This window comes from Zoogloea sp., assembly GCF_044344315.1.
Lineage (GTDB): Bacteria > Pseudomonadota > Gammaproteobacteria > Burkholderiales > Rhodocyclaceae > Zoogloea.
The window spans coordinates 1-11,869 of sequence record NZ_JBIJDC010000133.1 but is presented as its reverse complement, the minus strand read 5'-3'; the positions used below and the strand labels follow the sequence as shown (position 1 = coordinate 11,869).

Genomic DNA, 11,869 nt, shown 5'->3' with positions numbered 1-11,869 from the left:
TCGCCCCCGGACGTCAATCACCGGCATGCCTGTGATCAACGCGCGGATGGGCGACTGAAGTCGCCCCCACAGTCCCTCCAGTCAGCGTTGGAGCATCCGGGGAGGGATGCGGGTTCATCCACCCTCTCAATAGGATGAATCGCCGTCGGCATCCGGGCGCAGGGCGGCCCGGACCACGGTTTCAGAGAGCTCCGCCGAGCACAGTTCGATGAAACGGTAGGCAAAACCGCGCAGGAAGTGCCCCTTGCGAACGGCGATGCGGGTCACGTTCTCCTCGAACAGATGGCTGCTGGCCAGCATGCGCAAGCCCTGGTCGCGGCTCGGGTCATAGGCCATCGAAGCCACAATGCCCACCCCCAACCCCAGTTCCACGTAGGCCTTGATCACGTCTGCATCCAGCGCCGACATGACGATGTCCGGCGTCAGGCCGGCCTTGGCAAAGGTCTCGTCGATGCGCGCGCGGCCGGTGAAACCCTCGTGGTAGGTGATCACCGGATGGTCGGCCACGGCCTCCAGGGTCAGCGGCTCGACCGACTCCAGGGCATGCCCCGCCGGCACGATCACCGAGTGATGCCAGCCGTAATACGGAAACGACACGAAGTCAGTGACGCCAGCGAGGGATTCCGTAGCGATGCCGATGTCGGCCCGCCCGTCCTGCAGCATGGAGACGATCTCCGTCGGGCTGGCCTGGTGCAGCACCAGATGCACCTTGGGAAAGGCCTGCTTGAATTGGGTGACCACCCGCGGCAAGGCATAGCGCGCCTGGGTGTGGGTGGTCACCACGGTGAGCTGGCCGTGGTCCTTGTTGCTGAACTGCTCGGCGATGCTCTTGATGTTGCGGGCATCCATGAGCATGCGGTCCACGATGTGCACCAGCTCCTGGCCCGGCTCGGTGAGGCCGAGCAGGCGCTTGCCCTTGCGGATGAAGAGCTCCAGGCCGAGCTCATCCTCCAGATCCTTGATGTGCTTGGAGACCCCTGACTGGGAGGTGAACAAGGCATTGGCCACCTCGGTCAGGTTGAAATTGCGACGCACCGTCTCGTGGATGATGCGCAATTGCTGGAAATTCATCAGATCACCCAGTTTGGCGCCTGACTGGCGCCACTTGCTGCTGCATTACGTTCAAAAACCCGCAGGCGCGAGGGTACCAGACGCACGGCCTGCCCCTCTTCCAGACCCAGCCGCTGCACCTCGTCCCGGGTGATCTCCACCTCGAAGAGCTGCCCGGTGGAGCCATTCAGCCCATCCAGCTCGATGCGCGCCGTGACACCAAAGGCCAGGATGCGGCTGATGCGTGCCGCCACCCCACCCGCTTCCTGGGAATCGACCACGATGGTGAGCTCGTGGGGACGGGCGAAGGCGAAGACTTCGGAACCATGGGCCAGATCCACCTTGCCGGTGGCCAGACGATCGTCGCCCACATGCACGGCGCCGCCATCCACCCGGCCGTGGAACAGGTTCACCGAACCCAGGAAGCCATACACGAAGGGCGAGGCCGGATGACGATAGACCTCTTCCGGCGTACCCACCTGCTCCACCTTGCCATGGTCCATCAGCACCACCCGGTCGGCCACTTCCAGGGCTTCTTCCTGGTCGTGGGTGACGAAGATGGAGGTGATGTGCAGCTCGTCATGGAGGCGCCGCAGCCAGCGCCGCAGCTCCTTGCGCACCTTGGCATCGAGGGCGCCGAAGGGCTCGTCGAGCAGCAGCACCCGCGGCTCCACCGCCAAGGCCCGGGCCAGGGCGATACGCTGGCGCTGGCCGCCGGAGAGCTGGGCCGGGAAGCGGTCGGCCACCCAGTCGAGCTGCACAAGCTTGAGCAACTCCGTCACCTTGGCCTTGATGGCCTTCTCGGACGGCCGCACGCTGCGCGGCTTCATGCGCATGCCGAAGGCCACGTTGTCAAAGACGGTCATGTGGCGGAACAGGGCGTAATGCTGGAAAACGAAGCCCACCTGACGCTCGCGCACGTGGGTGTCGGAGGCGTCCTGCCCTTCCAGCAGCACCTGGCCCCCATCGGCCGACTCCAGGCCGGCGATGATGCGCAGCAGGGTGGTCTTGCCGCAGCCGGACGGGCCCAGCAGGGCCACCAGTTCGCCGGTGGGAAAGTCCAGGGAAACGTCCTGCAGCGCCGTGAAGCTGCCGAACTGCTTGCGGATGTTCTTGACTTCGATGCTCATCTCATTCGTCCTCGGATACGGTTGCGGCCTTGCCGGCCTGGCGTTCGACCCACACCTTGATGACCAGGGTCACGATGGCCAGCAGCGCCAGCACGGAGGCCACGGCAAAGGCTGCGGCGAACTGGTATTCGTTGTAGAGAATCTCCACGTGCAGGGGCATGGTGTTGGTGTAACCACGGATATGGCCCGACACCACGCTGACCGCCCCGAACTCACCCATGGCGCGGGCGTTGCACAGGATCACCCCATACATCAGGCCCCATTTGATGTTGGGCAGGGTCACGTGCCAGAAGGTCTGCCAGCCCTTGGCGCCCAGCACCACCGCCGCCTCCTCCTCTTCCTTGCCCTGGGCTTCCATCAGCGGAATCAGCTCCCGGGCAACGAAGGGGAAGGTCACAAACACGGTGGCCAGCACGATCCCAGGCACCGCAAAGATCACCTTCACGTCGTTGTCCGACAGCCATGGCCCGAACCAGCCCTGGGCACCAAAGACCAGCACGTAGATCAGGCCCGACACCACCGGCGACACCGAGAAGGGCAGATCGATCAGGGTGATCAGGAAATGCTTGCCGCGGAAATCGAACTTGGTGATCGACCAGGCCGCCGCCACGCCGAAGACCAGGTTCAGGGGCACTGAGATCGCCGCAGCCAGCAGGGTCAACTTGATCGCCGAGACCGCGTCCGGATCGAGCAGCGCGTTGAAGTAGGTTTCCCAACCCTTGCGGAAGGCCTCCACAAACACGGCGATCAGGGGCAACAGCAGGAAAAAGGCGAAGAAACTCAGGGAGATGGCGATCAGCCCCCACTTGACCAGCCCCGGCTCGCGGGTCGCGGCCTTCGATTCAAAACGGGCGGCGTGATCCGCCGTCCCGTGCAGCACTGCAGCAGCGCCAGCCATCAGCGAGCCCTCCCGGTACGTTTGGCAGTCCATGCCTGCAGGCCGTTGATGATCAGCAGCAGCAGGAAGGAGAAGATCAGCATCACCACGGCCACCGCGGTGGCACCGGCGTAGTCGTACTGCTCCAGCTTGGTGATGATCATCAGCGGAGTGATCTCAGACACCATGGGGATGTTGCCGGCGATGAAGATCACCGAACCGTACTCACCCACGGCGCGGGCAAAGGCCAGCGCAAAGCCGGTCAGCAAGGCCGGGAACAGCGTCGGGAAGACCACGTAGCGGAAGGCCTGCCAGCGGCTGGCGCCGAGGCTCACCGCCGCCTCTTCATACTCGGTGTCCAGGTCTTCGAGGATGGGCTGCACCGTGCGCACCACGAAGGGCAGGCCAATGAACACCAGCGCCACCAGCACCCCCAGCGGGGTGAAGGCCACCTTGATGCCCAGGGGCTCCAGCAGGCTGCCGATCCAGCCATTTTTGGCATACAGGGCGGTCAAGGCGATACCGGCCACCGCCGTGGGCAGCGCGAAGGGCAGATCCACCAGGGCATCCACCAGGCGCTTGCCGGGGAAGGAATAGCGCACCAGCACCCAGGCCAGCATCAGGCCAAAGACCGCATTGATGCCTGCGGCGATCAGCGAGGCGCCAAAGGACAGGCGATAGGAGGCCAGCACCCGCGGAGAGGTGGCGGCAGCCCAGAAATGGTCAAAGCCGAGGGAGCCGGCCTTGAAGAACACCGCGGCCAGCGGAATCAGCACGATCAGCGACAGGTAGCCGAGGGTGTAGCCCAGGCTCAGGCCGAAGCCAGGCAATACGCGGAAGGAAGTGGACGACGCCATCAGCGTTTCACCACGATCTGGTCATACACGCCGCCATCGGAGAAGTGCGTCTTCTGCACCGCATCCCAGCCACCCAGCTTGTCCTCGACGGTGAAGGTCTTCACCGTGGGGAAACGGCTGGCGTACTTCTTGAGCACGGCCGGATCACGGGGGCGGAAATAATGCTTGGCAATGATCTCCTGCCCTTCCGGCGAGAACAGGAAGCTGAGGTAGGCCTCGGCCGCCTTGCGGGTGCCGCGCTTGTCCACCACCTTGCTCACCACCGCCACCGGGGCAGCCGCCTCGATGGACAGGGACGGGTACACCACGTCGAACTTGTCACCGCCCACTTCCTGATCGATCAGGGTGGCCTCGTTCTCGAAGGTGATCAGCACATCACCGATGTCGCGCTGGGTGAAGGTGGTGGTGGCGCCACGCCCGCCGCCATCCAGCACCGGCACATTGGCGAACAGCTTGCTCACGAAGTCCCGGGCGCCGGCGTCGTTACCGGTTTTCTGCAGGGCATAGCCCCAGGCGGCAAGATAGGTGTAGCGGCCGTTGCCGGAGGTCTTGGGGTTGGGCACGATCACCTGCAGCCCCGGGCGGATCAGGTCGGACCAGTCCTTGATGCCCTTGGGGTTACCCTTGCGCACCAGGAAGATCGTCGTGCTCGTGTAGGGCGCGGCCCCGTGGGGGAAGGCCTTGCGCCAGTCGGCGCTCACCAGGCCGCTCTTCGCCAGCATCTCGATGTCCGGCGCCTGGTTCATGGTCACCACATCGGCTTCCAGCCCCGCCACCACCGAGCCCACCTGCTTGCTGGAGCCCCCGTGAGACTGGTTGACGGTGAGCTTCTCGCCGGCCGAACGCTGCCAGCGCGCGGCAAAGGCCGGGTTAATGTCCTTGTAGAGCTCCCGGGACACGTCGTAGGACACGTTGAGCAGCGTCGTGTCGGCGGAAGCCGGCGCCGCCTGTAGCACGGCAAGGCCAGCCAGGATAGCAACGATGGGGCGAAGCGCGGCGCGAATCGGCGACATGGAAATCTCCTTTTTTCGAATAGGCTTCGAGTCTAAGGAGGCACCGCGGCGCACCAAACCAATAAAAATGGCTTTGTATATTCCGTAGCGTGCAATACGAAAGGTCTCATCCTTCCGTGTGGTTATTAGAGCGCGCGGATGGTCGAATTCATTGGCGATGTTCGCGTTAAGTATGGAAAGCGTTTTCGCTTCGACAGGTAAGACTTGAGCCCTTACTTGCAGGCGTTCCGTTCCGTGGCGTTACATTGGCCGGGATTTCGCCCCGGCCAATGTGACGTAGTAAAACGGAAATCCGTCCGTCAGGGCTCACCGGTTCAAGGTCGAAGGGAGGGACCTAATGGCATTCAGATAAAGCCTGGAAAGCGCTTCCACCCCGGACGGCAAGGCTCACCAAGCCCGGTGCGCTTGCCAGGGGTAGTGTCTATATACCTAACGCGAACATCGCCAATTCATTCGACCGCGGACTGCACCCCGCGGCAGTCCGCCTACAATGCTTGCGTCGCCCGAGAGATCTGACGCCATGAAAAGCTTCATCACCCTCGCCACCACCCTGCTTGTCACTGCCTGCGCCCCGCTGGGCAGCCCCTTGCTTCGGCCAGGCAGTACGCAGCAGGACATTTATCGTGTGCTGGGTGAGCCGGTGATGCGCTGGCGCGAGGCGGACGGTGGCGAACAGCTCGCCTATCCCCGCGGACCGATGGGCTACCAGACCTGGATGGTGCGTACCGACGCCACCGGCAAGGTGACATCGGTGGAAAACGTGATGGATATGGCCCACTTCGCGCGCATCCAGCCCGGCATGAGCCAGGACGCGGTGCTGCGCATCCTCGGGCCGTCCTATCCGGGCTGGACGATCTACTACAAGGCCCGCGACGAGCTGGTGTGGGAATGGCGCTACTGCGACGTGTGGTCGGAGCCCGCCCGCTTCAATGTGCTCTTCGATGGCAGCAGCGGGAAGGTGCGCAGCACCCTGAGTCAGACGGAAAGACTGTCCCAGCCCTGGGGCCGGGGCGACCGCCGGGAGTGGTGCGGCCGCTAGTCGTCTTCCAGTGAGGAAGGCTGCACCGAGAGCAGCACCTTGTCCACCCGGTTGCGGTCCATGTCCATGACTTCGAAGCGCCAGCCGGCGGCCTCGAAATGGTCGGTGGGGGCCGGCACCCGGCCCAGGGTGTGCATGATGAAGCCGCCCAGGGTGTTGAAGGAGTTCTCGTCTTCCCCCGGCAGGTCATCAAAAATATCCAGCACCGACTTCATGCGCTCGATGCCCACGTCGCCATCCACCAGCCAGGAGCCATCCTCGCGCTGCAGCATGTCCCGGTCTTCCGGGGCCTCGGGCACCGACAGTTCGCCAACAATGGCCGCCAGCACGTCGGTCAGGGTCACCACTCCCTGCACATCGCCATACTCATCGATGAGCAGCGCGAACTGCAGGCGGGCACGACGGAAGCTCTCGAGCAGCTGGGTGGTGCTCACCGTCTCGGGCACGTACAGGGGCGGACGCAGCAAGGCCTCCAGATCCGCCAGGGTGACGCGCTCGCCCCCCAGGGCCTTCTTCAGCAGGTCTCCGGTCTGGAGCACGCCGAGCACATGTTCGAGGCCATCCCGGCACACCACCACCCGGGAATAGCTGGTTTCCTTCAGCTGCTGCCAGACGATCTCTTCGTCCTCTTCCAGATCGATGACGAACATCTCCCGGCGCGGCGTCATGATCGCCGAGATGCGCTGCTCGTCCAGACGCAGCACGTTGGAGACGATTTCCTGTTCGCTCTCATGGAACACGCCGGCTTCGGCGCCCTGCTCCATCAGCACCTTGATCTCGTCGTCGGTCACTGGCGGCTCTTCCTTGCGGCGGGCACCAAGCAGACGCAGGATGGTGGCCGACGAGCCCGACAACACCATCACCAGCGGGTGGGCCAGCCTGGCCAGGATCATCATCGGGCGGGCGATCAGGGTGGCAATGCCCTCCGGCGCCAGCAGGGCCAGGCGCTTGGGCACCAGTTCGCCAACCACCACCGAAAAATAGGTCAGCCCGATCACGGTCAGGGTCAGGGCCACGGCCCTGGCGTAGGGCTCGATGGTGGCGAAGCTGCCCAGCCAGGCTGCCAGGGGATCAGCCAGGGCGGCCTCGCCGATGGCACCACTGAGAATGCCCACCGAGGTGATACCCACCTGGATGGTGGACAAAAAGCCCGACGGCTCCTGGTGCAGAATCAGGGCAGAACCCGCTCCGGGACTGCCATCATCGGCCAGATTCTGCAGGCGGGACTTGCGGGATGAAACGACTGCCATTTCCGACATGGCAAAAACGCCATTGAGCAGAATCAGCAGCAACAACAGGACTATATCCATCAGTAAGGCCGCCCCATGTCATGCAGACTGCGGCCCCAGGGTCGAAAGGAACGCATTGTAGCCGGCCCGGGGGCCTTGCCGTAAGTGATCGCGCAGGCGCGGCGGGCTACTACCGCCCAATCGTCAGCCGGTGTAAAACCCACCCGCGCCCCGGCGCCCCGGTCTAGAATCCGGCCGATGTTTCAACCGCACTACGAACCCTCCCCGCGACCCCTGCGCCTGGCGATCGCGTTTTCGCTGCTGGCCCACGCCCTCGTTCTGCTGATCCAGCTCAGCCCACCACCTCAGAACAACCCGGAAGCGCCCCAATTGCAGGCACGCCTGGCCCCCCGCCAGGCCCGCAAACCGCCTGCCGAAACCCGCCCTGCCCCACCGCCGGTGCCCAGCAAGGCCAAACAGGCCAAGCCCGCCCCCAGGGAGCCGCGGCCGCGCATCCTCACCGCCCGCAAGGACGTGGCCCCGACCCTGCGCCAGGCCGAAACGACACCGAAATGGAGCGTGGCCCAGAAGCAGGAGATGGACAACTTCCTCAACGACCTGGCCACCGAGGCCAAGGCCAGGCCCAAGCCCGACCTGGCGGAACGCTCCATGGCCATGGCCCGGGAGATCGCCCGCGAATCCGGCCGGGACAATCACGAACGCCCCCAGGAAGGGGGCAGCCGTCGTCGCAACGACTCCACCGACCTGATCGAGCGCATCCCGGACAGCCCGCCAGTTGACCCGTTCAGCCTCGAGTTCTACATGGACGCGCTGGTCAAGAAACTCAACCGCAGCGCGTCCTTCGTCAAGAACGACCCCCGCGCCCGCGGCCTCCACAGCGCCGCCGTGGAAGTGCGCCTCAACCCCGACGGCAGCCTGAAGAGCTTCAAGGTGCTCAACGCCGGCGATCAACAGGAAGAAATCGCCTTCGTGAAGTCCGTCGTCGAGCGGGCCGTGCCCTTCGCCGCCTTCCCGCCCGATATCGGCAGATCGGCCCGCTCCCTGGCCCTGATGATCTGCATCCAGCCCGCCGGCCTGGGCGGCGACGGCTTCGGCTTCACCCGTCGCCCCGAAGGCAGCCGCTGCTGACCGCGGGGGCTCTTTCACGTCAAGAATTCCTGCCGGGCTGCCGTATCATCGGCACACACTCTGCCGGAGGCACGCCCCATGCCCTACCTCCTCGCCCTCGACCAGGGCACCAGCAGCAGCCGGGCCCTCGTCTTCGACGAACGGGGCCACGTCCTGGCCACCGCCCAGCAGGAATTCCGCCAGTCCTACCCGGCCCCCGGCTGGGTGGAGCATGACGCGCTGGAGATCTGGCAGACCCAACTCGACTGCGCCCGCCAGGCCCTCGCCGCAGCCGGCATCACCGCCTGCGAGGTGGCCGCCATCGGCATTGCCAACCAGCGTGAAACCACCGTGCTGTGGGAGCGCGCCACGGGCCGCCCGCTGGCGCCCGCCATCGTCTGGCAGGACCGCCGCACCGTTGCCGAGTGCGAGCGCCTGCGCCAGGCCGGCCACGCGCCCCTGATCCAGAACCGCAGCGGACTCGAACTGGACGCCTATTTCTCGGCCACCAAGCTGGCCTGGCTGCTCGATCACGTTCCGGACGCTCGCGCCCGGGCCGCGGCCGGCGAGCTGGCCTTTGGCACCATCGACAGCTGGCTGGTCTGGCAGCTCAGCGCCGGTGCCCTGCACGTCACCGATGCCAGCAATGCCTCCCGCACCCTGCTCTTCGATATCCACCGCCAGTGCTGGGACGCCGAATTGCTGGCCCTCTTCGACATCCCCGCCACGCTGCTGCCGAAGGTCGTGGACAGCAGCGGCGTGCTCGGCGAGACGGCCGCCTCGCTGTTCGGCGCGGCCATCCCCATCGGCGGGCTGGCCGGCGACCAGCAGGCCGCCACCTTCGGCCAGGCCTGCCTGCAACCCGGCATGGCCAAGAACACGTATGGAACCGGCTGCTTCCTGATGCTCAATACCGGTGCCCAGGCCGTAGCCTCGCAACACCGCCTGCTCACCACCCTGGGCTGGCGCATCGGCCCGCGCACCGACTACATGCTCGAAGGCAGCGTTTTCATTGGCGGGGCCGTGGTCCAGTGGCTGCGCGACGGCCTTGGCCTGATCGAACAGGCGGCTGACATCGAAGCCCTGGCCGCCTCCGTGCCGGACAGCCATGGCGCCCTGCTCGTCCCGGCCTTCGCCGGCCTGGGTGCCCCCTACTGGGACGGCTACGCCCGCGGCACCCTGGTCGGCCTGACCCGCGGCGTGGGCAAGGCCCACATCGCCCGCGCGGCGCTGGACGCCATCGCCCTTCAAACCGTGGATCTGGTCCATGCGATGAACCGCGACGGCGCCGGCCCCCTCACCGAACTGCGGGCCGACGGCGGCGCGGCGCGCAACAACCTGCTCCTGCAGATCCAGGCCGACCTCCTCGGCGTGCCGGTGATCCGCCCCCGCCAGACCGAGACCACTGCCCTGGGCGCCGCCCTGCTGGCCGGACTGGCCGTGGGCATCTGGCGCTCCCCGGATGAACTGGCCCACCTGTGGGAGGCGGAACGGTCTTCGAGCCCGGCCGCGACGCCACCTGGCGCGACGAACGTCTGGCTGAATGGCATCGGGCGGTGGCGCGCAGCCGCGACTGGGCCCGGCCATGAAACGCGAGGCCCTGCTCGCCCGCCTGCGCAGCACGCTCCGGTGGGATGTGCTGGTCATCGGTGGCGGCGCAACGGGACTGGGCTGCGCGGTGGATGCCGCCGCCCGGGGCTACACCACCCTCCTCCTCGAAGCCAACGACTTCGCCAAGGGCACCAGCTCGCGCTCCACCAAGCTTATCCATGGTGGCGTGCGCTACCTCGCCCAGGGACGCCTCGGGCTGGTTCGTGAAGCCCTGGAGGAGCGCGCCATCCTGCTCGCCAACGCCCCCCATCTGGTGCATCCCCAGCGCTTCGTGGTGCCGGTATATCGCCAGTGGGACCGCCTGATGTTGGGCGTCGGCCTGACCGCCTACGACTGGCTGGCCGGCAGCCGCAGCCTCGGGGCAAGCCGCCTGCTGTCCGCCCGCGACACTGTGGCGGCCCTGCCCGGCGTGAAGCAGGAGGGCCTGGTCGGTGGCATCGCCTATATGGACGCCCGCTTCGACGACGCCCGCCTGGCCATCACCCTGATGCGCTCCGTGTTCTATCTGGGGGGCCTCGCCATCAACTACCTGCCCGTCACCGCCCTGCGCCACGAGGCCGGTCGGGTGGTGGGTGCTGACGCTCGCGACGCGGAGAGCGGCGCGTGCTTCAACATCGCCGCCCGGGTCGTCATCAACGCCGGCGGCGTGTGGGCCGACAACCTGCGCCAGCTCGACGAGCCGCAGGCGCCCACCCAGCTGGCCCCCAGCCAGGGCGCCCATCTGGTGCTCGACCGGGATTTCCTGCCCACCGACTCCGCCCTGCTGATCCCCCACACCCCGGATGGCCGGGTGCTGTTTGCCATTCCGTGGAAGGGCAAGGTGCTCCTGGGCACCACCGACACGCCCCGCACCGATCTACCCCTGGAGCCCCGCCCCCTGGCCGGCGAGATCGATTTCATCCTGGAAACCGCCGGCCGCTACCTCGCCCGCCCACCCCGGCGGGAGGACGTGCGCAGCGCCTTCGCCGGCCTGCGCCCCCTGATTGGAAGCACGAAGGGCGGCACCACGGCGGCCTTGTCCCGCGAACACCTGATCCAGGTCTCCCGGCAGGGGCTGGTGTCGGTCGCGGGAGGAAAATGGACCACCTATCGGCGCATGGGCGAGCAGATCGTCGATACCGCCATCCCCATTGGCGGGCTGCCGCCGCGGCCGTGCCGCACCCGCGAACTGCACCTCCACGGCCACCCGGGAGCGGCCTGCGAGGATGTCTTCGGCACCGACAGAGCTCAGGTGGACAACCTGCCCGGCGCCGGAAAGCAGATCCACCCGGCCCTCACCCTCACCGAAGCCGAAGTCCGCCACGCCATCCGTCACGAGCAGGCCCGCAGCGTCGAAGACCTCCTCGCCCGCCGTCACCGCGCCCTGTTCATCGACGCCCGCAGCGCCCAGGACGCTGCTCCGGCAGTCGCCGCGCTGCTGGCGGAAGAGCGGGGCCTCGATGACAAGCAGGCCCGTGAACAGACAGAAGCCTTCCAGCGGCTGGCCGAGGGCTTCCTCACCCCGCGTTGACGTGGGCCACGTCAATCAAGGCGCGAAGGTCGAATCCATCCTTACCTCCTCCGTTTGACCCGTCGTCTGACAGTCGATGCGGTCTCTCCGCAGGAGTGACTCTTAGGGACGATTCGTCGGGGCGACTTGTAGGGGCGACTTCAGAGGGTGTTGTAAATCCCTTTTCACCCCCGCATTTCACGCCAAACCAGGCTACGCCGGGGTCAATCGGACGCGTAGCGCCGCTGGGCGCCTGCCGGTGAGCCGCCCACGCCATTGTCTCGTTGGCGGGCAAAGCCTGCTCAGAGGGCACGCCAAACGCAATACGAGGGCCAAAAAGCGCCGCCGGCGGGCGTACGCCAGCGCCCGCCCGAGGGTATAAGCCGTCAAGTGCAGACGGAACTCCAGGCGGACACGCCTCAAACCGCGGCGGCGGAAGCGGTTCA

General features: G+C 66.3%; 9 protein-coding genes and 1 pseudogene. 4 read left to right on the top strand and 6 right to left on the bottom strand.

Translation table 11 applies throughout. The annotated features are described in order from the left end of the window. Positions 1 to 126: 126 nt before the first annotated feature. From ACIQ09_RS19895 to ACIQ09_RS19875, 5 genes are read right to left on the bottom strand one after another with little or no spacing between them, the layout of a single operon-like run. The gene (locus tag ACIQ09_RS19895) at positions 127 to 1,071 is read right to left on the bottom strand and encodes a CysB family HTH-type transcriptional regulator (protein ID WP_398313771.1); all 945 of its coding nucleotides are present in this window, start codon (positions 1,069 to 1,071) and stop codon (positions 127 to 129) included. Next, positions 1,071 to 2,180, bottom strand: a complete 1,110-nt coding sequence (locus ACIQ09_RS19890) for a sulfate/molybdate ABC transporter ATP-binding protein (protein ID WP_398313769.1) — start codon at positions 2,178 to 2,180, stop codon at positions 1,071 to 1,073. The genes ACIQ09_RS19895 and ACIQ09_RS19890 overlap by 1 nt, the downstream gene beginning before the upstream one ends. Position 2,181: 1 nt before the next feature. Continuing rightward, the gene (gene cysW / locus ACIQ09_RS19885) at positions 2,182 to 3,078 is read right to left on the bottom strand and encodes a sulfate ABC transporter permease subunit CysW (protein WP_398313775.1); all 897 of its coding nucleotides are present in this window, start codon (positions 3,076 to 3,078) and stop codon (positions 2,182 to 2,184) included. Then, the gene (gene cysT, locus ACIQ09_RS19880; RefSeq protein WP_398313767.1) at positions 3,078 to 3,914 is read right to left on the bottom strand and encodes a sulfate ABC transporter permease subunit CysT; all 837 of its coding nucleotides are present in this window, start codon (positions 3,912 to 3,914) and stop codon (positions 3,078 to 3,080) included. The genes cysW and cysT overlap by 1 nt, the downstream gene beginning before the upstream one ends. After that, positions 3,914 to 4,927: a sulfate ABC transporter substrate-binding protein gene (locus ACIQ09_RS19875; protein WP_398313765.1), complete on the bottom strand. Its 1,014-nt coding sequence runs from the start codon at positions 4,925 to 4,927 to the stop codon at positions 3,914 to 3,916. The genes cysT and ACIQ09_RS19875 overlap by 1 nt, the downstream gene beginning before the upstream one ends. Positions 4,928 to 5,447: 520 nt before the next feature. On the opposite strand from ACIQ09_RS19875, the gene ACIQ09_RS19870 reads away from it, so the two are divergent. Beyond that, positions 5,448 to 5,966: a hypothetical protein gene (locus ACIQ09_RS19870; RefSeq protein ID WP_398313763.1), complete on the top strand. Its 519-nt coding sequence runs from the start codon at positions 5,448 to 5,450 to the stop codon at positions 5,964 to 5,966. Here the strand turns inward: ACIQ09_RS19870 and ACIQ09_RS19865 are convergent. Further along, positions 5,963 to 7,276 carry a hemolysin family protein gene (locus ACIQ09_RS19865; RefSeq protein ID WP_398313761.1) on the bottom strand — a complete coding sequence of 438 codons (1,314 nt, stop codon included), beginning with the start codon at positions 7,274 to 7,276 and terminating at the stop codon, positions 5,963 to 5,965. The genes ACIQ09_RS19870 and ACIQ09_RS19865 overlap by 4 nt on opposite strands. Positions 7,277 to 7,453: 177 nt before the next feature. Between ACIQ09_RS19865 and ACIQ09_RS19860 the strand changes: the two genes are divergently transcribed. From ACIQ09_RS19860 to ACIQ09_RS19850, 3 genes and pseudogenes are all read left to right on the top strand, one after another. Continuing rightward, positions 7,454 to 8,344 (top strand): hypothetical protein, encoded by an 891-nt coding sequence (locus ACIQ09_RS19860; RefSeq protein WP_398313759.1) that lies wholly within the window; start codon positions 7,454 to 7,456, stop codon positions 8,342 to 8,344. 78 nt (positions 8,345 to 8,422) lie between these two features. Further along, positions 8,423 to 9,912, top strand: a pseudogene (gene glpK / locus ACIQ09_RS19855) (glycerol kinase GlpK). An 89-nt stretch (positions 9,913 to 10,001) separates the two neighbouring features. Next, positions 10,002 to 11,444 (top strand): glycerol-3-phosphate dehydrogenase/oxidase, encoded by a 1,443-nt coding sequence (locus tag ACIQ09_RS19850; protein WP_398313773.1) that lies wholly within the window; start codon positions 10,002 to 10,004, stop codon positions 11,442 to 11,444. Positions 11,445 to 11,869: the final 425 nt, after the last annotated feature.

Coding starts and splice junctions, on each gene's coding strand:
- ACIQ09_RS19895 (WP_398313771.1), bottom strand. CDS start 1,071: ATGAATTTCCAGCAATTGCGCATCATCCACGAGACGGTGCGTCGCAAT.
- ACIQ09_RS19890 (WP_398313769.1), bottom strand. CDS start 2,180: ATGAGCATCGAAGTCAAGAACATCCGCAAGCAGTTCGGCAGCTTCACG.
- cysW (WP_398313775.1), bottom strand. CDS start 3,078: ATGGCTGGCGCTGCTGCAGTGCTGCACGGGACGGCGGATCACGCCGCC.
- cysT (WP_398313767.1), bottom strand. CDS start 3,914: ATGGCGTCGTCCACTTCCTTCCGCGTATTGCCTGGCTTCGGCCTGAGC.
- ACIQ09_RS19875 (WP_398313765.1), bottom strand. CDS start 4,927: ATGTCGCCGATTCGCGCCGCGCTTCGCCCCATCGTTGCTATCCTGGCT.
- ACIQ09_RS19870 (WP_398313763.1), top strand. CDS start 5,448: ATGAAAAGCTTCATCACCCTCGCCACCACCCTGCTTGTCACTGCCTGC.
- ACIQ09_RS19865 (WP_398313761.1), bottom strand. CDS start 7,276: ATGGATATAGTCCTGTTGTTGCTGCTGATTCTGCTCAATGGCGTTTTT.
- ACIQ09_RS19860 (WP_398313759.1), top strand. CDS start 7,454: ATGTTTCAACCGCACTACGAACCCTCCCCGCGACCCCTGCGCCTGGCG.